Source organism: Enterobacter cloacae complex sp. P42RS, assembly GCF_014930595.1.
GTDB lineage: Bacteria > Pseudomonadota > Gammaproteobacteria > Enterobacterales > Enterobacteriaceae > Enterobacter > Enterobacter bugandensis.
In genome coordinates this window covers 364,465-389,402 of the sequence record NZ_JADBRK010000001.1, presented here as the reverse complement: position 1 = coordinate 389,402, position 24,938 = coordinate 364,465, and the positions used below count along the sequence as shown (strand labels likewise).

The window sequence follows — 24,938 nt, the reverse complement described above, 5'->3', positions numbered from 1 at the left end:
CGCTATGAACGGGCCTCTTTGAGCAGCTGCTGGATAACCTTTTCCTGCTGCTCATAATTCCCTTCGCCAAACGAGGTATAACGTAGCTGACCTTTAGCATCGAAATAGTAGTGCGCGGGCCAGTACTGGTTGCCGAAAGCGTTCCAGATCTGATAGTTGTTGTCCGTCACAACCCGGTACGGCAGTTGCCATTTATTTACCGCGTTTTTCACCGAGGCGATCGGTTTCTCCCAGGGGTATTCAGGCGTGTGTACCCCTATGACGACCAGGCCCTGAGACTGGTATTTTGTTGCCCAATCGCGTACGTGCGGAAGCGTATGCTGGCAGTTAATGCAGTCCCAGGTCCAGAAATCGATCAGAACCACCTTCCCGCGCAGTGATTCAGACGTGACAGGGTCACCATTTACCCACCCTGTTCCACCGCTTAATGAAGGCAGCTGGCTGCTGGGCTCGGTCATGACGACCGGTTGAAGCTTCGCTGGTTGCGCGGCGGGCTTTGCCAGATTCAGCAGCGCGGTTTCAAGACGATCCGCGACGCCTTTTGCGCCTTGCAGAAAAGACGTCATCCCCGTTGCGTTAAAGACAACGGCCGCTAACATCACCACGCCTGCCCCCTGACGTATTTTTTCCATCAGCGCCGATCTTGCTCTCAGCGGCGCCATCAGCGTGCGGCCTCCGAAAACGAGCAGGCCCAGCATCAGCGCGCAGCCGCTACCATAGGCGGCCAGCAAGGCTCCTGTGGCAATGGCCGAGTGTCCGGCAATATTGATGCTGAAAATGGCGCCCAGAATCGGTCCCGCGCAGGGAGACCAGAGCAGCCCGACGGCAAGCCCGGCCAGAAAAGCCGATGCCATACCACGCGTTTGCCCGCTTCGGGTGTTGAGGACATTTCCCGCGCTGACTGCCGGCCCGGCGATACGCTGGGCAAAGGCCGGAAAAATTAAGGCCAGCGCGGCCGTGGCCAGGACGATAAGCGCGATCCAGCGCCCGACGATAGTTGCCTCTGCTATCCACTCGCTGGCGACGGTGACGACCATCGCCACCAGGGTGAACATGACGATCATCCCCGCGAGCAGCGCCAGAATATGTCGCCGCTGCCCCTGAAAACCGGCGAACAGGAGAGGAATTACCGGGAGCGTACATGGACTGAGCAGGCTTATCATCCCGCCCAGGAAAGCAATTATCAGAAACATAGATACCTCACAATACAAGTCCTGCGACGCTGCAGTGAGGCTATTTCATCGTGCGGATGTGTTCAGGATATGTGTAAAAGCGTGGGTTTTTGTCTGGCTCTGTATCGGCCACGCGGGGAGATACAGAACCGTACAATTAAAGGCGCGGGAGAGTAATCGAAACGTCCAGCCCGCCCTCTGCGCGGTTCGCCAGCTTTAGCTTTCCGTCCAGCTGAGCGGTGAGCTGCGCTGCGATCGCCAGGCCGAGCCCTGTCCCGCCGGTGTCGCGGTTGCGTGATGTTTCTACCCGATAAAACGGCTGTAATACCGCCTCCAGCTCGGCATCCGGTATCCCCGGCCCGCCGTCCATGATGTGAATCACCACCTCTCCGGCAGCCGAGTCATCAATGCTAATGGTGGCGTAGTCGCCAAATTTCAGGGCGTTATCCAGCAGGTTGGTCATCACCCGGCGCAGCGCCTGTGGACGCGTGACGATGGGCAAACGGTTTTCGTCTGCCTGAAACTGCACGTTTTTACCGATGTCCTGATAATCGCAGGCGATGCTGTTTATCCAGGCGTTCAGCTCCAGCTTCAGCGAGGTCTCTTCCAGTGATTCTGATGACCGGGCATACGCAATACCCTCCCGCACCAGACGCGACATGTTATCAAGGTCGTTTAAGAGCTTGTCGCGCAGGTCAGGCTGATCCGCCATTTCAACACGAAGCTTCATGCGGGTAATGGGCGTCTGGAGATCGTGCGATATGGATGCCAGGATCTGCGCCCGCTCCCTGAGATAGGACTGAATGCGCGCCTGCATCGCGTTGAAGGCATGTGCTGCCCGCTGCACCTCGACTGGCCCCTTTTCCGTCATTGGCGAATTGGCAGCCGGGTCCAGGGAGTCTACCGCGCGGGTAAACTGTGAAAAAGGCCGTATCACCTGGCGTACGGCAATCCAGGAGCAGGCAGCCAGTACGAGCAGCTGCAAAATAAGAACAACGGGCAGCCAGCTGGCGACCGGCGGCATCCGTGGGATCAGGTCAATGGTCAGCGGCGCGCCATCATGTAGCGTGAGATGCGCCTGGATATGTGAAATGGCGCCGGGAACGGCGGTGAAGCTGAGCGGGTACTGTTCCGCAAGCGTCGCTTTTAAGGTTCGGATGGCGTCCCGGGAACGCTTGTCCGTCGGCGCGTTCCCGGGCTCTCCCGGCCCCAGAATATAGCGATAGTTACCCCGTTCAAGGCGCGGCAGCCAGGCCGCGCGCTCGCTGGCGGGTAAGCGGTCTAAAATAGCCACGCTGGTCGCGACATCGTATTCCAGATTACCGAGCATCACCGTTCGGGCGCTGTGCATTCGCTCTATCATGACCAGCGTCAGGCTCAGGGCATTGGCGAGCAACAGGCCGGGCAGCACGACGATCAGCAAGCGGGCCAGCAGCGAGCGAGGCCAGAGCGTCATTCGTTAGCCTCTTTGATGGTGACCGGCATGGTAAACACATATCCCTCGCTGCGCACGGTTTTGATATACGCGGGCGTGCGAGCATCTTCATTCAGACGCTGGCGAACCCGGCTAACCAGCAGGTCGATTGAGCGTTCAAACAGCTCGGCGTCACGCCCCTGCGTCAGGTTGAGCAGCTGATCGCGGGTCAACACCCGCTGCGGGTGGTCAAGGAAAACGCGTAGCAGGCGATACTCCGCCCCGCTGAGCGCCACAATCACCCCTTCCGGGTCGATCAGGTGGCGGGCAACGGTATCGAGCTGCCATTCGCCGAACGTCACCAGCCGCCCTGCTTCCGTCACCTGTAAATTGGGCGGCATCGTGCGAAAACGGCGTAAAATCGCTTTGATACGCGCCAGTAATTCTCGCGCGACGAAAGGCTTTACGACGTAATCGTCGGCTCCCATCTCCAGACCCAGGATCCTGTCCGTCTCCTCGTTGCGCGCCGTCAGCATCAGGATGGGCAGATCTTTATATTTCCCGACGCGTAATTGCCGACACAGCGTAAGCCCGTCGTCGCCGGGCATCATAACGTCCAGCACCACCAGGTCGATATGCTGCTTGTCCAGCACGACGCGCATCTCTTTGCCGTTTGCCGCGCCAGAGGCGCGATAACCGGACTTAACGAGATAGTCGATAATCAGTTCACGAATATCCCTGTCGTCATCGACGACAAGGATATGATCAATATGCTCCACCGAAATCTCCAGACCGAAGGGTAACGTACTGAAAATAGCACATTTCAGAGTTTGTCAGCGTCAACAACTGCCTTGACGAAATCCTGCGGATCTTCCTGAGGCGGATTGTGCCCCACGGTTGCGCCGAATGTACGGTGTTCATACTTACCGGTGAATTTACCCGCGTAGGCCTGCGGTGCCGGATGCGGCGCCCCGTTGTTTCCGCCTTCGATGGTGATCGTCGGAACGGTGATATTCGGCAGCGTGGCCAGTTTTTGCTCGTAGGCGTCGTATTTGCGCTCGCCTTTTTCCAGCCCTAAGCGCCAGCGATAGTTGCTGAGCGTTACCGCAACGTGATCCGGGTTATCAAGGGATTTGGCGCTGGCGTTAAAGACAGCGTCGCTAAATTTCCAGTCAGGTGAGGCCTGAGACCAGATCAAACGAGCGAAGTCATGCGTGTTTTTGGCATAGCCTTCAGCGCCGCGCTCGGTGGCGAAATAGAACTGATACCACCACTGCTGCTCCGCTTTTGGCGGCAACGGCTGTTTACCAATCTGCTGGCTGCTGATGAGATAACCGCTTACCGAAACGAGCGACTTAACGCGCTCTGGCCACAGCGCCGCAACGATATCGGCCGTACGGGCACCCCAGTCATAGCCTGCAAACACCGCCTGCTTGATATTCAGGGCGTCCATCAGATTCACGATATCTTTCGCCATCGCGGAAGGCTGGCCGTTGCGCGGCGTTTTTGCCGACAGGAAGCGCGTAGTGCCGTAGCCGCGCAGAGAAGGCACAATCACGCGGTAGCCTTTTGCCGCCAGCGCAGGCGCGACTTCAGCGTAGCTGTGAATATCGTAGGGCCAGCCGTGTAACAGAATGACCGGTTGGCCGTCTTTAGGACCAATGTCGACATACCCGACGTTAAGATCGCCGGCGTTAATTTGCTGTGGACGATCGAAAGCCGCCGCTAAGTTAGTGCCGGTGACTTCGGCCTGACATGACATGACGGTGCCAAGGGAAACGGTGAGAGCAAGCGTTGAATAAGCGAGTTTGCTGAACATGTTGGTATCTCCGGTTGAGTACAATTCACGGGGATATAACAACAGTTCAATGTATAGCGGATATGTGCGGAAACGCGTTTATTGCAAGCCTGTGTATGTATCTGGAACACGGATACAGTGTGATACAAACACAGGCGTTTTTGCCTTAAAGGGAGAGACGATAGCGGACGTAATCGTCAGCGTCACCGTATCGATCGTAGAGTTTACGTGCCGGATTGTTCTCCCGGGTAACCCAGTAAAGCTTTGACCACCCTTCGCGCTTGCCTTCCACTATCAAGGCATCAATAAGCGCCTTACCCGCTCCCGCGCCGCGCTCGGCTGCATCAACAAACAGATCTTCCAGGTAGCAGATGGGCGCGGTCGACCAGGTTCCTTCGTGCAGAACACACATTGCGAAACCGATGACCTTTGCGTCTTTCTCTACCACGCGGCAGAACATCGGTGAATGCGCTGAGAGCGCCCTTTCCCATGTCGATGTGGTAACAGACTCTTCAAGGTAGCAATCATAAAAATGGGTATAGCCATCCCACAGCGGTCGCCACTGGGAATAGTCGTCTTCGCGTAGAGGTCTTACCGTGACAGCCATGCGTTCCTCACATTACAAGTCGATTACCATTTCAAAACAGCGTAAATCAGCCCCCGCCATACGCGAGTGATGATAGTTTTCGCGCAACGTCACAACAATATTTTGCCATTAAAGAGAGGTTGCCCATTTTTGGTAGTGAATAACCACAGCACGCCTCACCAGAATGTGATAGAGATGAAAATACCAGAACGCAAACAAAAACATAACGCTTAAATAAGGAGATCCGCAGATGACAATACCGGCCCTCACGACAGAACGTCTCCTGCTGAAACCGCTGGTCGCCGAAGATGCGGTTCAGATTCAAAAGCTGTATCCGCGCTGGGAGATCGTCCGCTATTTGGTCTCTTCCGTGCCCTGGCCCTACCCGGATAATGGCGCGGAAAACTATGTGAATAACGTCGCGCTGCCGGATATGGCAAAAGGGATAGCCTGGATCTGGAGCATTCGCCGTCGTGAGGTGCCGGATGCGTTGATGGGGATTATCTGTCTGTACGATGTTGACGATAATAACCGCGGATTCTGGCTGGCGCCGGAGTTTCAGGGACAGGGATATATGCGTGAGGCCAGCATTGCCGCGACGGATTACTGGTTTAATACGCTCAACAAACCCGTTTTGCGGGCGCCGAAGGCCGCCGCGAACAGCCGCTCCCGTCGTATTTCAGACAGCAGCGGCATGCGGCTCATCAGAACGGAAAAGAAAGCCTACGTCAGCGGGATATTGGACTCCGAACTGTGGGAGATCACCCGCGACGAGTGGAACGCCCATCAGGTCAGCTGATAGTGCTTATCCGGCATCAGCCTTTCCGGAATGTTCTCTTCATCGTTCATCTGCAGCAGATCGCGTTCCATCATGTTGCAGATGGCGTCCAGCGGAAGGTCGTTATCTTCTGTGCCAAACGGGTCTTCCAGCTCTTCCGCCAGGGTGTCCAGCGAGATGAAGGTGTATGAGATCAGCGCCGAGACAAACGGCGTCATGTAGTGCAGATCCACAACCAGCGCGAACGGCAGCATGATGCAGAACAGATACACAGTGCGGTGCAAAATCAGCGTATAGGCAAACGGCACTGGCGTTGTCGCAATCCGTTCACAGCCGGAAAGGACGATGGACATATCGTTGAGGCGGTTGTTCAGGCTGTGGAATAGGATGTCCGAAAGCTGCCCGTTACGCCGCCGCACGGCCAGCCACTCCCCCATGACCAGCAAAATACGGTTCGCCGGCGAGTTGGCGCCCATTACCTGAGCTAAAACGTCAGGGGCAAGATAGCGAGAGAGCTGGTCAGCGTTCATTTGCCGGCGCAGGGTCATGCGCAGGCAGTTGGCAAAGGCGATCTGCAGGCGGACAAATTCCCCCAGGTGCTTATCGTCCGGCAAGGTGTTTTTTACCTCGCGAAACAGCGAGCGTGCCGCTATCATCAGTTGCCCCCACAGCTGGCGAGCCTCAACGTAGCGTGAATAGCAGGCGTTGTTTCTGAAACCAAGAAAGATTGCGATCGCCACGCCGAGAATGCTAAATGGCGCCACGGTAAATTTGATGCCCAGCGAGGTATACCACGGCAGCATCAGGATAACGGCGATAGAAAGCAGGAAGTTGAGCAGCAGTCGGGTATAGATTTTGGGGAGTACCGAACCGTGCCAGACAAAAATCAGTTGTAGCCAGTGCTGTTTAGGACGAACAATCATAGTGAGATTCAGGCAAGAAAAGAGCGTGGCTATTAAACGTGATCCCCATCACGGTTGCAAGCATGTTAACGGAACATTGCATTCTCTCACCTGAAGAATGAAAACCGCACGGTGCTGCATTTGATTTTAAAAACAGGATAAATAGTATGTTGTAACTAAAATAATGCCTGTTTAAACCCGGCCGAAGCCGGGTCACGTAATTAGCAAAGCGGCTTCACCGCTGCACGCATGCCCTTCAGCAGAATGGCATCAAGATCCCGCGTCACCTGGTCAACCAGACCGTCCACCTTCGTCAGGTCCTGCTCCCAGTGCGCTTCTACGCTCAGCACGGCGTGCACCAATTCGCGGGTAGCGATTTGATTATCACGATGCTGCGCCCATAGCTGTAGATAACGTTCCAGCCAGAACGCATCATCCTGCACCGGATAGTTCTCTCCGTTACGCTCCGCGCGATAAAATGCGATCAGTGCCGCTAACGCAAACGTCAGACGCGCTGGCAGTTGACCTGAGGACTTCTGCCCTGCCAGCAGCTGCGGAAGAATACGCGTGCGATACTTTGTCATGCCGTTGAGCGCGATGGAAAGCAGCTGGTGTCTGATGTAGGGATTTCGAAAACGCCCCGTTACCGCGCTGGCGAACGACTCCAGTTCGTCGCGGGGCAAATCGAGAACCGGAATAATCTCCTCATAAATTGCTTTTTCGACGAAAGCGCACACGTCTTCATCATTCATCGTCTCGCCAACCGTATCCAGCCCGGCCTGATAGGCCACCGGTACCAGCGCCGTGTGCGCACCGTTAAGAATGGCGACTTTACGCTCTTTATAGGGCTTGATGTCGTCGACAATCAGCACGTTTAACGGGTACTTATCCAGGCGCAGTTCACCAGCCAGCGAGCCTGGGCCCTGAATTACAAACAGATAAAAGTGTTCAGCCGTGTCCAGGAACCCATCGTGATAACCCAGCTCGGCCTCTAGCGTGTCCACTTCATCCCGCGGGTAACCGGTTACGATACGGTCAACCAGCGTCGAGCAGAAGTGATTTGCCTCGTTCAGCCACTGGATAAAGGCGGCAGGCAGCGCCCACTCCTGGGCATAGCGCAACACAAGTTCACGCAATGCGTCACCGTTGTAGTCAATCAGTTCACACGGAATGATAACCCAGCCCTTGTCAGGCGCGCCGTTAAAGTGGCTAAAGCGCTCAAACAGCAGGCGCGTTAGCTTCGCCGGGTAGCTGACGGCTGGCGCATCGTCGAATTTATCCCCCGCGTGATAGCTGATTCCGGCTTCGGTGGTGTTCGAGAAAACAAAGCGCATATCCGGACTGTGTGCCAGTTTCAGAAAGGCGTCGTAATCGTCGTAGACGCTGATTTCACGGTTAACAGAGCGGATAAGTCGGGCTTCGCTCACCTCTTCGCCCTGCTCATTCAGGCCACGAATGATGGTGGTGTACAACCCATCCTGCGTGTTCAGCGACGGCGGGAAGTCGCTTTGAATAGGACGAACGATAACCACACCGGCGTTGAGATCGGTATGTTCATTCAAAAGGTCAATTTGCCAGTCGACAAACGCACGCAGGAAATTGCCTTCGCCAAACTGAATAATGCGTTCGGGATACTGCGCACCGGGAAAATCACGACGGTTGAGCGTGTTCACAAGAGGGTTCCTTTTAGGGTTGGTCATACAGCCTGATAAGATTGGTACGATAACTTATCAAAACTTTACGACCAGAAACCCTGTTTCGATCAATCCCCGGCGTGGTTGTGAAAAAATTATAAGAATTTATAGAACACCGACGTGGCCGTCATAGCGCCGTCCGGCATCAGGGCGTAGCGCGGGATCTCACCGACCTTTTGCCAGCCGGCACGCTGGTAGAAGGTTTCGGCGCCGCTGCCGGTGGAGGTATCGAGCACCAGAACCGAAATGTTTCTGGCCCGGGCCTCAGCTTCCAGCGCTTCCATCAGCGCCATTGCGGCCCCTTTTCGACGCGCTTTTTCATGAACCAGCAGCTTTGCCACGTCCGCACGGTGCGGCTGGTTTTCCGGCTGGTCGGTAATCAGTTGCACCGTGCCGATGACACCCTCCTGCGGATCAATACTGGCCAGCACCACGCGCTCGTTGCGCCCTACGCTGTCAGCTATGCCGAGCCAGAATGAACGGGCCTTCTCCAGGTTAAAGGGCAGCATAAAGCTGACGGATGCGCCGCCGTTTACGCAGTTTTCGAGGATCCCGGCCAGCGCATCAAGATGGGTGAGAATGTCGTCGCGGGTGAGGTTTTTGATGTGCAGTGAGGTATTCATTTTTTTGTCCTTACGTTGAATACCCTCACTTTGCATTTAACATTTCATTAACGCAAACGGAACGGTCATACGCTTTTGTTATGTCATCTGGCCCGCTGCCGCTGCTGCTTCATGGCATACATTTTTTCATCGGCATCTTTAAGCCACTGCTGCAGGTCGTTGCCGTTATGATCGAATTCGCTCAGCCCCCAGGAGAACAGAAGCGACCACGGATGTAGCTTGCGTGCATTGTAGTTTTCGACCTGCTCGGCAAGATACTGCATGGCAATCCACGCGCCCTTCTCATCCGTATCAGCAAACAGCACGGCAAACTCATCGCCACCAAAACGAACCAGCATATCCGCTTCGCGGAAAGAGGCGCGCATCAGCTGCGCCATGGTCTTTAACGCCTTATCCCCCTCTTCGTGCCCGTAGCGATCGTTAATCTCCTTGAAACGATCCAGATCCAGCCAGCCGAGCGTTAACGGCTCCGCCCGGCGTCGGGCGATGGAGAGCGTGAACCGCACGAGCTGGTTAAAGCCCCGTCGGTTGAATAATCCGGTCAATTCATCCGTGGTCGCCGCGCTGATTGCCGCAAACTCATCTTCAGCCAGCGCGCCCAAATCCCCCAGCACGGCGAGATCGGTCGCTGAGAACTCCCGCGGTGCGTAGTCAATCAGGCAAAGCGAGCCAACGCTTGCGCCGTTGCGTAAACGCAGCGGAAAGCCTGCGTAAAACCGCACGCGAGGTTCGCCGGCCACCAGCGGGTTATCTGCAAAACGATCGTCCTGAAGCATATCCCCGACGATCAGCGGTGCTTCGGTGAGGATGGTATGGCCACAAAAAGAGATGTTGCGCGGAACGGAGTCGGGTGCCTGCCCATCCGCCGACTTAACGATCAGCGTATGCTCATCAATAAGGTTGACCATGGCCAGCGGTACCTGGAAAAAGCGTTTTGCCAGACGCGTTAAGCGGTCAAACGCCGGGGAACTGTCAATCTCAAGCAGACCCGATTCGCGCAGCGCGTTAAGTCTGTCAATTTCATTTTCAGGTGTTGCAGGTGCTTTCATAATGTCTCCTGACGTAAAGCGTTACTCAAAGCGTAGCTTAAACCGAGACATTGTCAGCGTTCGACGTCCTGTTAAGCCGCTATCCATTTCACGTCAATGCGTTATGACAATTTGCTCGTCCGCCAGCCGGGTACAAGGCTGCAGGCGGCAAGCGCAGAACGCATTAAATATCATTTTTGGACGTTCATCTGTATCACCAGCCAGCGGTGGATCACGCTGACGATATAATGTTGCTGCTGCGCGCTCAGCTGCACGCCCTGGGGAATGTTATGCCATTTTGCCAGACAGCCCCGGCAGCAGGTCGCGGTGGCATGCTGGGCGATAAACACCGGGTGGCCACGCATGGGCGTCTGCTTGCCGTCGTTTGCGGGTTGCGCGGGTGCAAGGCGTTTAGCGACAAAATCGGCGGCATGCTCGTCAATGGTTTCGGCGCCTTTGTCCCAGCAGTACTGTCGTTCCTTATTGTCCAAGCGGAAGCGCGAGCGAAACGTCGATCGCGCCAGGCGGGAAAAGAGGCGATCCAGGTCAGACATCAGTATACAGAACGTCCCAGGCGCTGGGTCAGCTTCTCCAGAACCGCCACGCCGGCAAGTGAATTTCCCGTTTCATCCAGCTCCGGGCTCCAGACGGCAATCGCCATTTCATGCGGCACAATCGCCACCACCCCGCCGCCAACGCCCGATTTGGCCGGAAGGCCAACCCGCCAGGCAAACTCCCCGGCGTTCTGATACATGCCGCTGGTAGCCATCAGGGCGTTAACCTGACGCGCCTGAAGCGGGGAAACCACCTCCTGATCGAGATGCGGCGCGTGCCCCTGGTGCGCAAGGAACAGAAACGTCTGGGCCAGCTCAACGCAGTTCATCTTCAGGGCGCAGTAATGGAAGTAGTTTTGCAGCACGGTCGCCACGTCGTTGTGGAAGTTACCGAAGGATTTCATCAGCCAGGCGATAGCCGCGTTGCGGGCGGAGTGTTCAAACTCCGAGCGCGCCACCACCGAATCATAGGCAATATCGTCCACGCCAGAAAGCTGACGAACAATCTCAAGCATTCGCTGACGCGGTGCGCTGAGGCGGCTTTGCAGCATATCGCAGACCACCAGCGCCCCGGCGTTGATAAAGGGGTTACGCGGTTTACCCTGCTCGATTTCGAGCTGAAGCAGTGAGTTAAAGGGCTGGCCGGACGGATCTTTTCCCACGCGCTGCCAGATCTCTTCTTCCTCATACTGGCGCATCGCCGCGACCAGACTCAGCACTTTAGAAATAGACTGAATAGAAAAGCGTTCAGTGGCATCGCCTGCCTGGTATCGCTGTCCGTCTATGGTACAGATAGCGATGCCCAGCTTATTCCCGCTCACCGAGGCAAGGGCCGGAATGTAGTCGGCCACCTTCCCCTTTCCTAATAACGGACGAACCTGCGCCAGAATCTCGTCCAGCATCTCATTATGGATGACCGCAGCCACTCTTTGCTCCTTGCCCTCAGGCTAAAACGGGCTGCGAGTATAACAGAGGCTAATGTATTGCGTCAGGCGCTAAGACGAAAACGCGAAACGGCCTGCAATAAAAGATCGGACTGCTTTTGCAGGCGTTCAGAGGCCTCAGAGGCGTCAGAAACCAGCAGATCCGTCTGGCGCGAGACCTGATTCAGTGCCTGTAGCTGGCGCGTCATCTGGTGAATACTTTCTCCCTGACTGAGGGTAGCGGTCGAGATTTCATTCAGCAAACTGCTTAAATTGCCCACCAGACCGGTGACCTGCTGCAGATTCTCTTCCATCAGATTCACGGCGCGGGAGCCGTCTTCAATGCCCTGCACGGAGCGGTTGATCAACTCCTGAATAGTCTGCGTCGAGTGGCTGCTCTTTCGCGCCAGGAGCCCGACTTCCCGGGCGACGACGGCAAACCCGCGCCCCTGGTTTCCGGCATGGGCGGCCTCAATGGCGGCGTTGAGCGCCAGAATGTTAGTCTGAAACGCCACGCTGTCGATCATCGCCACGATCCCGCGCATCTCTGACGATCGCTCGACGATCGCCTGCATGGAGGCATTCACGGTCGACATCATCTGGTCGCCTCCTACGGCAGCCTGACGCGCTTCATCCGCGCGCGAGCTGGCGAGCCGGGCATAGCCGGTATTCCCTTCCACGTGGGTTTCCAGCGCCGCGATATGCGCTGTGACCTCCTCCAGCTCCTTTGCCTGTCGCGCCGACTGCTGGTACAGCTTCTGGTTTCCCTCCGCGAGGGAGCCAATGTTCTCCACCATCGTGGCTGTGGCGTGGCTGACCTGCGTCACCAGCTGCTGCAGGCCGCGCTGCATGGTGGCAACGCTGTCGCTAAGCTGCCCCGTCTCCCGGTTAAAGCGCATCACGTTTGGCGGCGTGCCGGAGAGATCACCAGCGGCCAGCCGGTTAATATGTGCAATAAGCCGACGCAACGGCGTAATCACCCACCTGGACATGCCGAACCAGACGGCTGCGGCGATGGCGAGCAGCAGAACCGGCGCCAGCAGGAACAACGTTTGCAGACCGGAGAGCTGCGCCATTAAGGCCTGACGCCCTTGCATGGCCTGCTTCTCGCTGGCCTGCTGATAGCGCGCGTAGTTGTCGTTAAAGTCGGTCTGAAACGCCTGTGCCGGCACGGCAAAAAAGGCATCAATGGAGTTGGTTCTGACAAGCGCTTCCGATTGCTCCTTAATGGCATCGTAGAAAAGCTGGTAACTGTTAATCAGCGCCTCATCTTTTGGCGGGCTGAGCGCCAGCCAGGCCTTCCATGCCTGCTGAGAAACCGCCAGCGACTTTTGTGCGTCGTCCATCAGGCTGTGCCAGCTTCCTTCCGAGCCGGTTTCTTTATCCTGCATAAACCAGACGCCGGAGCGGTTGAGCAGATCGCTCGCCGCCAGCAGAGAGACGCGCGCCAGATCCAGCTTGCTCTGCTGCTGATACACCAGCAGGTTTTGTCGTTCATTGCGCTGAGCTTCCTTCAGGGAGGCGTTCAGCAGAAAGGATGAGGAGAGCTGCAGCGCGGAGAAAAGGCCAATAATACAAAAGATACCCGTCAGCAGGCCAAACTGGCGAGGGATAAGACGCTGCGCAATACGGCGAAAAATTTGCGTTAGGTTCATAATTTTCTTCAGTAACAAGACGTTAGACGCGTGCGAGTCTACGAAACGAAAATGACAGAACCATTGCAGATAAATGACAACGGCCCTCGTGATGAGGGCCAAATAAATTACACGCGATCCTTCCACACCGTCTGCACATTACAGAACTCGTGCAAACCAAAATGGGAAAGCTCGCGGCCAAAGCCACTTTTCTTCACGCCACCAAAGGCCACGCGCGCGTCGCTGGCGCTGTATCCGTTGATAAACACCCCACCGCACTCCAGCTCGCGAGAGAATTTATCCGCAAGCGCTGCGTCGGCGGTGAAGACCGTGGCAGACAGGCCAAAGTCGCTGTCATTGGCAAGCGTCAGGGCGTGCGCCGCGTCTTTCGCAACGGTAATGGCCGCGACCGGACCAAACAGCTCCTGGCGGAAGGCCGTCATCGACGGGGTAACGTTCGCCAGCACGGTTGGCGCGTAATAATTCCCCTCACCGCTGATTTTCTCTCCCCCCAGCAGCAGCGTTGCCCCTTCTGCCAGGCTCGCCTGCACCTGCTGATGCAGTTCATCGCGCAGATCATAGCGCGCCATCGGGCCAAGGTAGTTCTCTTCTTCATCCGGCGAGCCCATCTTTAACGCGGCGACGGCGTCAACGAAGCGTCGTGTAAAGGTGTCTGCAATACCCTCTTCCACAATGAACCGTTTGGCCGCCGCGCACACCTGCCCGGTATTCTGGTAGCGCCCTGCTACCGCCGCCTTCACGGCAAGATCCAGGTCGGCATCGTTGAGAACGATGAACGGGTCAGAACCCCCCAGCTCAAGAACGCATTTTTTCAGCGCCGCCCCCGCCTGCGCGCCAATGGCTGCCCCGGCGCGCACGCTGCCGGTGACGGTTACCGCCGCAATGCGACGATCGTTAATCGCCTGGCTTACGCCGTCATTGGTGGCGTTCACCCAGCCGAATACCCCTTCAGGGAAGCCGGCGTCCGCAAAAATCTGCGCGATAAGTTCCGCCGAGCCAAGCACGTTGGGCGCGTGTTTGAGCAGATAGCTGTTACCTGCCAGCAGGATCGGCACCGCGCCGCGCAGCACCTGCCAGAGCGGGAAGTTCCACGGCATCACCGCCAGAATTGGCCCCAGCGGACGATACTCGATGACAGCGTTGTCATTCTCGACCTGCGTGGGTTCAGCATTCAGCATCGCCGGGCCATGTTCGGCATACCAGTCGCAAAGGCCCGCTGATTTCGCCACTTCCGCCCGCGCCTGCTGAATGGGTTTTCCCATCTCGCGGGACATCATCCGGGCCATCTCTTCCGCGCGACCGCGCAGCGCGGTGCCGAGATCGCGCAGCTTCTGCGCCCGGTGGGCTACGCTTTCGCACCGCCAGTGACGAAAGCCCGCATCAGCCAGCGCGATGGCACGTTCAACCTCTTCCTGCGTCGCCCACGGATATGAGGCGAGCGTTTCACCCGTTGCAGGGTTAACGGACAGAGCATGTGTAGCAGATGAATATTTCATGATGTTCTCCACGCATTTCGGTTGATTAAGTGTGGCTCACTCTGCTATTTCTTAAAAATGAATAATACTGACCACCTTATTCACGAAACGAGAATGCTATGGACTTAACCCAGCTTGAAATGTTTAACGCCGTCGCGCTGACGGGCAGCATCACCCAGGCGGCGCAGAAGGTGCATCGCGTTCCTTCTAATCTGACGACCCGCATCCGCCAGCTGGAGGCCGATCTTGGCGTGGAGCTGTTTATTCGTGAGAACCAGCGCTTGCGCTTATCTCCCGCCGGGCATAACTTCCTGCGCTACAGCAGACAGATCCTGGCGCTGGTGGATGAAGCGCGCATGGTCGTCGCGGGCGATGAGCCGCAGGGGCTGTTTGCCCTTGGCGCGCTGGAGAGCACCGCCGCCGTGCGCATCCCTGAGACGCTGGCGCAGTTTAACCAGCGCTATCCGCGCATCCAGTTTGCCCTTTCTACCGGGCCGTCCGGGACGATGATTGATGGCGTACTGGAGGGAACCCTGAGCGCCGCCTTTGTCGACGGGCCGCTGTCGCACCCGGAGCTGGAGGGGATGCCGGTCTACCGGGAAGAGATGATGCTGGTCACCCCTGCCGGGCAGACGGAGGTAACGCGCGCTGCGCAGGTGAGCGGCAGCGATGTTTATGCTTTTCGCGCAAACTGCTCGTATCGCCGACACCTGGAGAGCTGGTTTCATGCAGACAGAGCCGCGCCGGGACGCATTCATGAGATGGAGTCCTATCACGGCATGCTCGCCTGCGTCATCGCGGGCGCGGGCATCGCGCTGATGCCGCGCTCAATGCTGGAAAGTATGCCAGGCCACCATCAGGTTGAAGCCTGGCCGCTGGCGGAAAACTGGCGCTGGCTCACTACCTGGCTGGTGTGGCGACGCGGGGCGATGACCCGCCAGCTGGAAGCCTTTATAGCGCTGCTAAACGAACGTCTTCAACCAGCGCCTTCACCATAAAAAGGCTAAGCGGATCGTCCACATACGGGGCAAACGCCGAACGCCGATCGTAGCCGCTTCGTTCATAAAGACGAATCGCGGCATGCTGTTTGATGCCCGTTTCCAGCCGTACGGTATGGCAGTGACGGCTCTGGGCCTCATCTTCCAGCGCGGCCAGCAGCTTCTCAGCCAGATGTTGCCCGCGATGGGCCGGATCGATATAGACCCGCTTCATCTCCCCCGTTCCGTCGCCGTTGAGCACGATAGCTCCACAGCCAACGGCCTGAAGCTGCGTGTCGCGGACGATCATCAGGATAAGGGATGTCGCGGGCAGTTCTGAAAGATCGAGCAGATGGTTGCTTTCGGCGGGATACAGTTCGCTCTGATAACGGTCGAGTGCCGCAATCAGCATAAGAATGTCCGGGTGACGTGCAGATTCAGAGGTAATGGAATACATGGCAGGCTCCTTGCTTTATTTGTGAAACTCAATGTCAACATAGCGCAGGCCTGCCAGGCTGCTTCATAGTATTAACTTATCGCGTAGCCGCTAGCGTAAAAAAATCCGCCCTTTCAGGTACAGGGTGGCCTGACCGGCAATGAGTACGCGGTCGCCCTTCAGCTCGCAGCGCAGATCCCCGCCGCGGTACGACACCTGGCGGGCATTGAGCGACGTCTTACCCAGCCTTTCACTCCAGTAGGGGATCAGCATGCTGTGCGTGGACCCGGTAACCGGATCTTCCGGCACCCCTTCGCCCGGGCAGAAAAAGCGGCTGACGAAGTCATATTCCCCTTCGCCCGGCGCGGTTACGCAGACCATTTTGCCCAGCGGAACCATCGCGCCAATATCCGGCGTTAATGCCTCCACCTGCTGCTGGCTCTCCAGCACCACGACGTAGTCTCGCCCGACGCGCACCTCTTTTGCCGCCGGGATGCCCAGCGCGCTAAACAGTGCAGGCGGTGGGTTATCGACGACCTCCGTGGACCATGCGGGGAAATTCAGCGTCAGCCAGTCGCCGCTACGTTTGACCGTCAGCTCCCCCACGAAGCGCGTGGAAAAGTGGATTTCCGTATGCGGATAGTCCAGATACTCAAAAATGACGTGTGATGCCGCGAGGGTCGCATGGCCGCAGAGGTTAATTTCATGCAGCGTGGTGAACCAGCGCAGTTCAAATCCGTCGTCGGTTCGCACAAAAAACGCGGTTTCCGACTGATTATGCTGCTGTGCCATTTTGAGAAGCGTCTCGTCCGGCAGCCACTCTTCCAGAGGACATACCGCTGCCGCGTTGCCACCAAAGGTTTTGTCGCTGAAGGCATCCACCAGATAAAAATCAATTTCCCGCATTGTCTCTTCCTCTTTTGTTATCAGTTTTAGCGCAGATACACAGTGCCTTTCAGGTAGCACGACGCTTGACCGCTCATCAATACGCGCTCCCCTTTCAGCTCGCAGCGCACATCCCCGCCGCGCGCCGAAACCTGACGGGCAAACATTGCCGTTTTCCCCAGCTTTTTGCTCCAGTAGGGGATCAGCATCGTGTGCGCGGATCCAGTCACAGGATCTTCCGGAACGGCAACGCCCGGTGAGAAGAAGCGGCTGACAAAGTCATATTCCCCTTCACCCGGTGCCGTCACGCTCACTTTATGCTCGCCCGGCGTCATCGCCGAAAAGCGCGGCGCAAGCGCTTCAACCTGCCGGGGATTTTCCAGCACAATCACCCAGGCGCGGCCTTTACGGGCTTCAACATAATGGCGGATACCGAGCGCCGCGAGCATCTCCGGCGGCGGCGTCTCTTCTCGGGTCGGACACGCCGGGAAGTCCAGCGTCATCCACTCTCCCTCCCGGCTGACCGTCAGTCGGCCAGAGGCGGTATCAAAGTGGATCCGCGAGTCGGGGTAATCGAGTTCATTAAACAGAACGTACGCGGCAGCCAGGGTGGCGTGACCGCAGAGATTGACTTCAGTGAGCGTGGTAAACCAGCGTAGCTCAATGCCGCCCTTAGTGCAGACGAAAAATGCGGTTTCCGACTGATTATGCTGCTGCGCCATTTTCAGTAACGTTTCATCCGGCAGCCATTCGTTCAGCGGGCAAACCGCTGCCGGATTGCCGCCGAACGAGGTATTGCTGAATGCATCTACCAGATAAAAATCAATCTCCTGCATTGTCTTACCGCCTGTCTGTGCTGTGTTGTACTTTTATATTCAATGAAAACAACGCCCCCGGCTACCGCTTTCATAAGGTAAATATTGAGATCTGCGTCACATAATGGTTGAGTTTTCGCCGTATGGCGTTTTAAGATCGCCTTCTCATCTTTCCAGCAACGAATCTCCGACATCCCTATGACAACGAACACAGTTTCCCGCAGGATCGCATGGCTACGCGTGGTCACGCTGGCCATTGCCGCATTTATTTTTAACACCACAGAATTTGTTCCGGTTGGGCTGTTGTCTGACATAGCAGAAAGCTTCCAGATGGAAACGGCGCAGGTGGGGATTATGTTAACTATCTACGCCTGGGTGGTGGCGCTGATGTCTTTGCCGTTTATGTTGCTGACCAGCCAGATGGAGCGGCGCAGGCTGTTGATCGGCCTGTTTGCCCTGTTCATTGCCAGCCATGTCCTGTCGTTTATGGCGTGGAATTTTACGGTGCTGGTCATTAGCCGCATCGGCATTGCCTTTGCCCACGCGGTGTTCTGGTCCATCACCGCATCGCTGGCTATTCGGCTCGCGCCGGCGGGTAAACGCGCCCAGGCCTTGAGCCTGATTGCCACCGGTACCGCGCTGGCGATGGTGCTGGGGCTGCCCATTGGCCGCATCGTGGGACAGTACTTCGGCTGGCGTACTACCTTCTTTGCCATCGGCATGGGCGCGCTGGTGACGCTGGTGTGTCTGATTAAGCTGCTGCCCGCGCTGCCAAGCGAACACTCCGGCTCGCTGAAAAGCCTGCCGCTGCTGATGCGTCGCCCGGCGCTGCTGAGTATCTACCTGCTTACCGTTATCGTGGTCACCGCGCACTACACGGCGTACAGCTATATTGAACCGTTTGTGCAGGTGGTCGCGGGCTTTAGCGCAAACTTTGCCACCCTCTTACTGCTCATTCTCGGCGGCGCGGGCATTATTGGCAGCGTGCTGTTTGGTAAACTGGGTAATCAGCATGCCTCCTTGCTGGTGAGCAGCGCCATCGGCCTGCTGCTGGCGTGCCTGGTGCTGCTGCTGCCTGCGTCAGGCAGCGAAAGCCAGCTGGCGATCCTGAGCCTGTTCTGGGGCGTGGCGATCATGATTATTGGTCTCGGCATGCAGGTGAAAGTCCTGGCCCTGGCGCCGGATGCCACGGACGTGGCGATGTCGCTGTTTTCGGGGATATTCAATCTGGGGATTGGCGCGGGGGCGCTGGTGGGCAATCAGATTAGCCTGCACGTATCGATGTCGGCGATTGGCTATCTGGGGGCGATTCCGGCGCTCGTCGCGCTCGTCTGGTCGGTACTCATCTTCCGCAAGTGGCCGGTGGCGCTGGAGGAACAGGGGCAGCACGGGTAAGGTGCGTTTGTGCCGGGCAAGGCGTAGCCGCCACCCGGCAATGACATCAGTGGTAGGTCTTAATAATCTCCAGCACGCCGTTAATAATAAACTGCACGCCCATACAGACCAGTAAGAAGCCCATCAGACGGGAAATCGCCTCGATACCGCCCTTGCCCACCCAGCGCATGATCGCACCGGAACTGCGCAGAGACGCCCACACGATAACCCCAATAAGCGCAAAAATTAGCGGTGGCGCAACGGTCAGTACCCAGTCCGGGAAGGTAGAGCTGTCGCGCACCGTCGATGCAGAACTGATGATCATCGCGATGGTTCCCGGCCCGGCCGTACTCGGCATGGCCAGCGGTACAAAAGCAATATTCGCGCTCGGTTCGGACTCCAGCTCTTCTGATTTGCTGGTTGCCTCCGGAGACTCGTGCGCTTTCTGCGCCGGGAACAGCATGCGGAAGCCAATAAAGGCCACAATCAGCCCGCCCGCTATACGCAGCCCGGGAATTGAAATCCCGAAGGTGTTCATCACCAACTGCCCGGCGTAGTAGGCCACCATCATAATGGCAAACACATACACCGAAGCCATCATCGACTGATGGTTGCGCTCGGCGCTGTTCATATTCCCTGCCAGCCCCAGGAACAGCGCCACCGTCGTTAACGGGTTAGCTAACGGCAGCAGTACCACCAGCCCGAGACCAATTGCTTTTATCAAATCCAACATAGTGCGTTGTTGTCCTTATCCACATTTAACATCGCAATTATAGGGTGAAAGTGTGACGTTCAGCCATCGGCGCAACGTAACGATAGTTTTCCTTTGGGAACGATACCCGTTAGTTATCTTCCTGATTTGAAAGGTTGCAAAAATCGTTCATGAAACGTTTTAGCAATTTGTGGCATCGGCTGATTCATTCAGTTGACTTATACTTGCCTGAGCAATAATATCTGCCGTGATTAAACTACTTGCCAGGGCAACCATTGTGAAAAGCACCAGTGATATCTTTAACGACGTTGTTCCGCTGGGTCGTCTTATTCATATGGTTAACCAGAAAAAAGATCGCCTGCTCAATGACTACCTGTCACCGCTGGATATCACCGCAACACAGTTCAAAGTGCTGTGTTCCATTCGCTGCGAAGTGTGTATCACGCCGGTTGAGCTGAAAAAGGTGCTCTCTGTCGATCTGGGTGCGTTAACCCGCATGCTCGATCGTCTCGTCTGCAAAGGATGGGTAGAACGAAGCCCTAACCCGAATGACAAACGCGGCGTACTGGTCAGGCTCACCAGCGATGGTGCGGCTATGTGCGAGCAATGTCATCAATTAGTAGGACAAACACTGCATCAGGAACTAACAAAAAACTTAACGGCAGATGAAGTGGCTACCCTTGAGCTTTTGCTGAAGAAAATACTGCCGTAAACAGAAAAAGAGGTATGACGATGTCCAGACGCAATACTGACGCTATCACTATTCATAGCATTTTGGACTGGATCGAAGATAACCTGGAATCGCCGCTCTCCCTTGAAAAAGTGTCTGAGCGTTCAGGTTACTCCAAATGGCACCTGCAACGGATGTTCAAAAAAGAGACCGGTCATTCATTAGGTCAATATATTCGCAGCCGCAAGCTGACGGAAATTGCCCAGAAACTGAAAGAAAGCAATGAACCGATCCTTTATCTGGCGGAGCGTTACGGATTTGAATCACAGCAAACCCTCACGCGTACGTTCAAGAACTATTTTGACGTGCCGCCTCATAAGTACCGAATCACCAGCGTGCCGGGTGAATCCCGTTACCTGTATCCGTTAAAACACTGTAGTTAATCATCGCCTGTAAAAGACGTAACCGAGGAAAAAATGAAAGTTACCGCCTCCGCCGCCCTCGCCTTGCTGGTGCTGTTTTCCAGCCAGACCTTCGCGGAGCAAACCCCAGGTGCAACGCAGCAAAATAATCATGACACGATGATTTTGCCGTCAGCACATGACCAGTCGCCTTATGATTTCAACCACATGGGTGCTGGTAGCGACAAATCCGACGAATTAGGCGTGCCTTATTATAATCAGCACGGCCTCTGATTCGTTTTTGCCCCGCAGCAGCGGGGCTTTTTTATGCCCTATCCCCTTACCCGCGCCGCCCGGCGAACCCGCAGGCCAAACACGTTGATGTACAGCCCGGCCATAATCAGCACGGCACCGAGCAGCTGCAGCGCGCTCAGCGTTTCATCCAGCAGTATCGCCGCACTGGCAAGCCCCACTACCGGGACCAGCAAAGACAGCGGCGCGACGCGCCAGGTCTCATAGCGTCCCAGCAGCGAACCCCAGATCCCGTAGCCCACGATGGTGGCGACAAACGCCAGATAGATAAGAGAAAGGATCGTGGTCAGATCGATCTCGACCAGGCTGTTCAGCATCACCTCCGGGCCATCCAGAATAAACGACGCCACCAGAAACGGGATTATCGGAATCAATGCGCTCCAGACCACCAGGGACATCACCTGAGGCCTCGCCTCGTGCTGCATAATCAGCTTGTTGAAAATATTGCCGCACGCCCAGCTCAGCCCCGCCGCCAGCGTGAGCATAAACCCTAGCAGCGCCACATCCTGACCGTTCAGGCTGGCTTCAATCAGCACCAGAACGCCAAATACCGCCAGCGTTATCCCCGCCAGCTGCTTGCCCTGCAGGCGTTCGCCAAACACAAATGCGCCGAGAATAATGGTAAAGAACGCCTGCGCCTGTAACACCAGCGAGGCCAGACCGGCCGGCATGCCGAACTTGATGGCGCAGAAGAGAAACGCGAACTGGCCAAAACTGATGGTCAAACCGTAGCCCAGCAGCAGTTTTAACGGGATTTTCGGACGGGCGACGAAAAAGAGCGCCGGGAACGCCACCAGCATAAAACGCAAACCGGCCAGCATCAGCGGGGGCATGTTGTGCAATCCCAGCTTGATGACCACAAAATTGAGCCCCCATACCACGACCACCAGCAACGCCAGCAGTCCGTCTTTACGCGTCATACCCTGCCCCTGAATTATTAATAATTTGTTAACACTTCAAGGTAACAGAAAAAAGTGTGCCGCGAGAAGATCATTATTTCTGGCAGGCAGCTGAAGCACTTAGGGATAAATCGGGTGCTATACAAGCCCCTTATGTCATGGTAATCCTGTTAACACTCGTCTAAAAAAAGCATAAGCAACCGTCGGGAAGGAATATGAAACCATCTCTCAGGCGCTCAACCGCAGCGCTGCTGGCATCGTCATTGTTATTAACCATCGGTCGGGGGGCAACGCTGCCGTTCATGACCATTTATCTCACGCGCGTGTTTAATATGAGCGTCGAGAATATTGGTTATGCCCTGACGATTGCGCTGACCGTTGGCGTGGTGTTCAGCCTGGGATTTGGCATTCTGGCCGATAAGTTTGATAAAAAACGCTATATGCTGATCGCGATCGTGGCTTTTATCGCCGGTTTTGTCGCGATTCCGCTGGTGGATAACGTCACCCTGGTAGTCCTGTTCTTTTCCCTGATCAACTGCGCCTATTCCGTCTTTTCGACGGTGCTGAAAGCCTGGTTCTCCGACGTGCTCACCTCAAGCCAAAAAGCGCGTGTTTTCTCGCTCAACTACAGCTTTCTGAACATTGGCTGGACGGTCGGGCCGCCGATTGGCACCCTGCTGGTGATGTACAGCCTGCAGCTGCCGTTCTGGCTGGCGGCCTTCTGCGCCGCGCTGCCGCTCGGGTTTATTCATTTCTTCGTGCAAAAGAGCGTCGCGCTGGATACCGCCGAGGAGAAGATGCCCTGGCAGCCGTCGGTGCTGCTGAAAGATCGCGCCCTTTTCTGGTTCACCCTCTCCGGCCTGCTCGCGTCTTACGTGGGCGGATCGTTCGCCAGCTGCATTTCGCAATACGTACTGGCCGCCAATGCCGACAGCGATTTTGCCCAGAAGGTGGTCGCTGTGGTGCTGCCCGTTAACGCCGCCGTGGTGGTGACGCTGCAGTACGCGCTGGGACGGAAGATCTCCGCCAGCAATATTCGGCCTTTAATGACCGTCGCAACGCTGTTTTTTATCCTGGGGCTGGGAGGCTTTATGCTCTCCGGGGAGAACCTGATTTACTGGGGCATCGCCGCCGCCATCTTTACGCTGGGTGAGATTATCTACGCACCGGGTGAATACATACTGATCGACAACATCGCCCCGCCGGGGATGAAGGCGAGCTATTTTTCCGCGCAGGCGCTGGGCTGGCTCGGCGCGGCGGCAAACCCGATGATCACCGGCATTATCCTGACCAACCTGCCGCACTGGTCGCTGTTTGCAATCATGATGGTTGCCATCGTCGTTGCCTGGCTGATGATTTTGCGGGGAATGAGCGTGAAGGCGTGGAACGAATCCCCCAAAGCGGCGTAAAAAATAGTGGCCGGGTAAGGCGAAGCCGCCCCCCGGCAATAACGCATCAGTGGTGCAGCATCTCCTCCACCACCTGCTCTTTGTACATCTCGTTTGGATAATAGGTCGGCCAGTTGTCCATCTCTTTCAGCAGCGCCTCGTGGGAGGTATTGCCCATAAAAATATGGAAGTGCGATGAGGCTTTCGGCCCGATGATGTGGTCGCTGAACTGCACGAACTTCGGCGCCTTGCTGTCGGCATCCTTACACTCAAACAGATAGCGAACGCCTTTTTTGCCCGATGCGTAGGTCAGAATTTTGTAGCCACTGTAGTCATACTGACAGCTGCTGACCGCCTTGCCTCTGTGGAATTCCATTACGTTATTTTCAATGCCGATGGCATCCACGTCCGTGGCATATCCCTTGCGGTAGTACGCTTTCACCTCGTCAAAGGTTTTGCTTTTATCCTTCTGCGCTTTCTGTTTGAAGACCGGATCCAGCGAACCGTCCAGCAGGAACGGATACACCGACTGCCAGGTGCCGTCCCAGTCGGACAGCGTTCTGTCCTTCACGTCTTTATCCTCAAACACGCCGTTCGCCGCCTTCTGTTCCGCTTCGGTCATCTGATGGCCGTGCGAGTGAGCAAACAGCTGGCCGCTGACCAGCAGCGCCCCCAGAGTCATGGCAAATTTTCCAATATGTGCAGCCAAAGTAACACCCTCATTCCGTTTTATAAGAATGAGGATGTTATATTATAACATTTTAGATCGCAACCAGCCCGCGAACACCCTCCTGCTCCATATTTTCGCCCCTCCCGCGCTGAATGATAGTGCCGCGGGACATCAGGAGATAGCTGTCGGCCAGCTCGGCGGCAAAGTCGTAAAACTGCTCGACGAGCAGGATTGCCATGTCGCCTCTGTTTGCCAGGGTGCGGATCACCTGGCCAATCTCTTTGATGACGGAAGGCTGTATGCCTTCCGTCGGTTCGTCCAGAATCAGCAGCTGCGGACGGCTCGCCAGCGCGCGACCAATCGCCAGCTGTTGCTGCTGCCCGCCGGAGAGATCGCCCCCTCGGCGGTGCTTCATCTCTTTGAGAACCGGGAACAGCTGCCAGATCTCGTCAGGAACCTGCTTTGCCTCGCGGGCGGAAAAACGCGAAAGCCCAAGCAAAAGGTTCTCTTCCACGGTCAGGCGCGGGAAAATCTCGCGGCCCTGCGGGACATACGCCACGCCGGACTGCACCCGCTGGTGCGGCCTGCTGTGGGTGATCGTTTTACCCTGCCAGATGACCTCCCCGGTTTTCGCCGGGATCAGCCCCATCAGGCACTTCAGCAGCGTGGTTTTCCCGACGCCGTTGCGGCCCAGCAGACAGGTGACTTCACCGGGAGCGGCTTCGAAGCTCACGCCGCGCAGGATATGGCTGCCGCCGTAGTACTGATTCAGTTCGTTAACCTGTAACATCATCGCT

Annotated in this window: 27 protein-coding genes; 7 read left to right on the top strand and 20 right to left on the bottom strand. The window is 56.4% G+C overall.

Going from position 1 to position 24,938, the window contains the following annotated elements; genetic code table 11:
* Positions 1–2: 2 nt before the first annotated feature.
* From IM314_RS01790 to IM314_RS01770, 5 genes are all read right to left on the bottom strand, one after another.
* Complete coding sequence (locus IM314_RS01790; protein WP_045630424.1) at positions 3–1,193, bottom strand: cytochrome c biogenesis protein/redoxin; 1,191 nt, start codon at positions 1,191–1,193, stop codon at positions 3–5.
* Positions 1,194–1,329: 136 nt separating this feature from the next.
* Positions 1,330–2,628, bottom strand: coding sequence for an ATP-binding protein (locus IM314_RS01785; protein WP_193358240.1), 1,299 nt, complete (start codon positions 2,626–2,628; stop codon positions 1,330–1,332).
* Positions 2,625–3,365 (bottom strand): response regulator, encoded by a 741-nt coding sequence (locus tag IM314_RS01780; RefSeq protein WP_028013158.1) that lies wholly within the window; start codon positions 3,363–3,365, stop codon positions 2,625–2,627. Before IM314_RS01780 ends, IM314_RS01785 begins: the two co-directional genes overlap by 4 nt.
* Before the next feature lie 44 nt (positions 3,366–3,409).
* Complete coding sequence (locus tag IM314_RS01775) at positions 3,410–4,405, bottom strand: alpha/beta fold hydrolase (RefSeq protein ID WP_048958215.1); 996 nt, start codon at positions 4,403–4,405, stop codon at positions 3,410–3,412.
* 145 nt (positions 4,406–4,550) lie between these two features.
* On the bottom strand, positions 4,551–4,991 hold the full coding sequence (locus tag IM314_RS01770) for a GNAT family N-acetyltransferase (RefSeq protein ID WP_153655873.1): 441 nt from the start codon (positions 4,989–4,991) through the stop codon (positions 4,551–4,553).
* 229 nt (positions 4,992–5,220) lie between these two features.
* Between IM314_RS01770 and IM314_RS01765 the strand changes: the two genes are divergently transcribed.
* Positions 5,221–5,769: a GNAT family N-acetyltransferase gene (locus tag IM314_RS01765; protein WP_048958212.1), complete on the top strand. Its 549-nt coding sequence runs from the start codon at positions 5,221–5,223 to the stop codon at positions 5,767–5,769.
* Here the strand turns inward: IM314_RS01765 and IM314_RS01760 are convergent.
* The 8 genes from IM314_RS01760 to sad all read right to left on the bottom strand — a co-directional run bounded on the left by IM314_RS01760 (position 5,757) and on the right by sad (position 14,623).
* Positions 5,757–6,671, bottom strand: a complete 915-nt coding sequence (locus tag IM314_RS01760) for a bestrophin family protein (protein ID WP_193358241.1) — start codon at positions 6,669–6,671, stop codon at positions 5,757–5,759. The genes IM314_RS01765 and IM314_RS01760 overlap by 13 nt on opposite strands.
* Before the next feature lie 200 nt (positions 6,672–6,871).
* Positions 6,872–8,323 carry a tagaturonate reductase gene (locus IM314_RS01755; protein WP_193358242.1) on the bottom strand — a complete coding sequence of 484 codons (1,452 nt, stop codon included), beginning with the start codon at positions 8,321–8,323 and terminating at the stop codon, positions 6,872–6,874.
* Positions 8,324–8,439: 116 nt separating this feature from the next.
* Entirely contained in the window at positions 8,440–8,967 is a 528-nt protein-coding gene (locus tag IM314_RS01750; RefSeq protein WP_045630591.1) for a GNAT family N-acetyltransferase, read from the bottom strand.
* An 83-nt stretch (positions 8,968–9,050) separates the two neighbouring features.
* Positions 9,051–10,016: a sensor domain-containing diguanylate cyclase gene (locus IM314_RS01745; RefSeq protein WP_028013150.1), complete on the bottom strand. Its 966-nt coding sequence runs from the start codon at positions 10,014–10,016 to the stop codon at positions 9,051–9,053.
* Positions 10,017–10,186: 170 nt separating this feature from the next.
* Positions 10,187–10,549 (bottom strand): DUF4186 domain-containing protein, encoded by a 363-nt coding sequence (locus IM314_RS01740; protein ID WP_193358243.1) that lies wholly within the window; start codon positions 10,547–10,549, stop codon positions 10,187–10,189.
* The gene (gene glsB, locus IM314_RS01735; protein ID WP_028013148.1) at positions 10,549–11,475 is read right to left on the bottom strand and encodes a glutaminase B; all 927 of its coding nucleotides are present in this window, start codon (positions 11,473–11,475) and stop codon (positions 10,549–10,551) included. The genes IM314_RS01740 and glsB overlap by 1 nt, the downstream gene beginning before the upstream one ends.
* A gap of 62 nt (positions 11,476–11,537) precedes the next feature.
* Positions 11,538–13,127, bottom strand: coding sequence for a methyl-accepting chemotaxis protein (locus tag IM314_RS01730; RefSeq protein WP_045630419.1), 1,590 nt, complete (start codon positions 13,125–13,127; stop codon positions 11,538–11,540).
* A gap of 107 nt (positions 13,128–13,234) precedes the next feature.
* Complete coding sequence (sad, locus tag IM314_RS01725; RefSeq protein WP_193358244.1) at positions 13,235–14,623, bottom strand: succinate-semialdehyde dehydrogenase; 1,389 nt, start codon at positions 14,621–14,623, stop codon at positions 13,235–13,237.
* A gap of 98 nt (positions 14,624–14,721) precedes the next feature.
* Between sad and IM314_RS01720 the strand changes: the two genes are divergently transcribed.
* On the top strand, positions 14,722–15,600 hold the full coding sequence (locus tag IM314_RS01720) for a LysR family transcriptional regulator (protein ID WP_028013145.1): 879 nt from the start codon (positions 14,722–14,724) through the stop codon (positions 15,598–15,600).
* Here the strand turns inward: IM314_RS01720 and IM314_RS01715 are convergent.
* The 3 genes from IM314_RS01715 to IM314_RS01705 form a co-directional block, all read right to left on the bottom strand.
* On the bottom strand, positions 15,554–16,036 hold the full coding sequence (locus IM314_RS01715) for a GNAT family N-acetyltransferase (protein ID WP_193358245.1): 483 nt from the start codon (positions 16,034–16,036) through the stop codon (positions 15,554–15,556). The two genes, IM314_RS01720 and IM314_RS01715, sit on opposite strands and share 47 nt — an antisense overlap.
* Before the next feature lie 90 nt (positions 16,037–16,126).
* Entirely contained in the window at positions 16,127–16,921 is a 795-nt protein-coding gene (locus tag IM314_RS01710; RefSeq protein WP_047365166.1) for a PhzF family phenazine biosynthesis protein, read from the bottom strand.
* A 26-nt stretch (positions 16,922–16,947) separates the two neighbouring features.
* The gene (locus tag IM314_RS01705) at positions 16,948–17,736 is read right to left on the bottom strand and encodes a PhzF family phenazine biosynthesis protein (RefSeq protein ID WP_041909994.1); all 789 of its coding nucleotides are present in this window, start codon (positions 17,734–17,736) and stop codon (positions 16,948–16,950) included.
* Between the two features lie 177 nt (positions 17,737–17,913).
* Between IM314_RS01705 and IM314_RS01700 the strand changes: the two genes are divergently transcribed.
* Positions 17,914–19,110 (top strand): sugar transporter, encoded by a 1,197-nt coding sequence (locus IM314_RS01700; RefSeq protein WP_047365168.1) that lies wholly within the window; start codon positions 17,914–17,916, stop codon positions 19,108–19,110.
* Between the two features lie 46 nt (positions 19,111–19,156).
* Here IM314_RS01700 and IM314_RS01695 read toward each other — a convergent pair whose 3' ends face one another.
* Positions 19,157–19,822 carry a MarC family NAAT transporter gene (locus IM314_RS01695; protein WP_041909999.1) on the bottom strand — a complete coding sequence of 222 codons (666 nt, stop codon included), beginning with the start codon at positions 19,820–19,822 and terminating at the stop codon, positions 19,157–19,159.
* A gap of 256 nt (positions 19,823–20,078) precedes the next feature.
* On the opposite strand from IM314_RS01695, the gene marR reads away from it, so the two are divergent.
* From marR to marB, 3 genes are read left to right on the top strand one after another with little or no spacing between them, the layout of a single operon-like run.
* Complete coding sequence (marR, locus tag IM314_RS01690; RefSeq protein WP_028013139.1) at positions 20,079–20,513, top strand: multiple antibiotic resistance transcriptional regulator MarR; 435 nt, start codon at positions 20,079–20,081, stop codon at positions 20,511–20,513.
* A gap of 20 nt (positions 20,514–20,533) precedes the next feature.
* Positions 20,534–20,914: an MDR efflux pump AcrAB transcriptional activator MarA gene (gene marA, locus IM314_RS01685; protein ID WP_008502237.1), complete on the top strand. Its 381-nt coding sequence runs from the start codon at positions 20,534–20,536 to the stop codon at positions 20,912–20,914.
* A 33-nt stretch (positions 20,915–20,947) separates the two neighbouring features.
* Complete coding sequence (gene marB / locus IM314_RS01680; protein ID WP_028013138.1) at positions 20,948–21,166, top strand: multiple antibiotic resistance protein MarB; 219 nt, start codon at positions 20,948–20,950, stop codon at positions 21,164–21,166.
* Between the two features lie 38 nt (positions 21,167–21,204).
* Here the strand turns inward: marB and eamA are convergent, their stop codons facing one another.
* Positions 21,205–22,104 (bottom strand): O-acetylserine/cysteine exporter, encoded by a 900-nt coding sequence (gene eamA, locus IM314_RS01675; RefSeq protein ID WP_028013137.1) that lies wholly within the window; start codon positions 22,102–22,104, stop codon positions 21,205–21,207.
* Between the two features lie 194 nt (positions 22,105–22,298).
* Here eamA and ydeE point away from each other — a divergent pair, with 194 nt between their 5' ends.
* Complete coding sequence (gene ydeE, locus IM314_RS01670) at positions 22,299–23,492, top strand: efflux MFS transporter YdeE (RefSeq protein ID WP_188245625.1); 1,194 nt, start codon at positions 22,299–22,301, stop codon at positions 23,490–23,492.
* Positions 23,493–23,538: 46 nt separating this feature from the next.
* On the opposite strand, the gene zinT is transcribed toward ydeE, so the two are convergent.
* Both zinT and urtE read right to left on the bottom strand, forming a co-directional pair.
* A complete protein-coding gene (zinT, locus tag IM314_RS01665; protein WP_028013135.1) occupies positions 23,539–24,180 on the bottom strand; it encodes a metal-binding protein ZinT in 642 nt (213 codons plus the stop codon).
* Between the two features lie 52 nt (positions 24,181–24,232).
* A complete protein-coding gene (urtE, locus tag IM314_RS01660) occupies positions 24,233–24,931 on the bottom strand; it encodes an urea ABC transporter ATP-binding subunit UrtE (RefSeq protein WP_028013134.1) in 699 nt (232 codons plus the stop codon).
* Positions 24,932–24,938 lie beyond the last annotated feature (7 nt).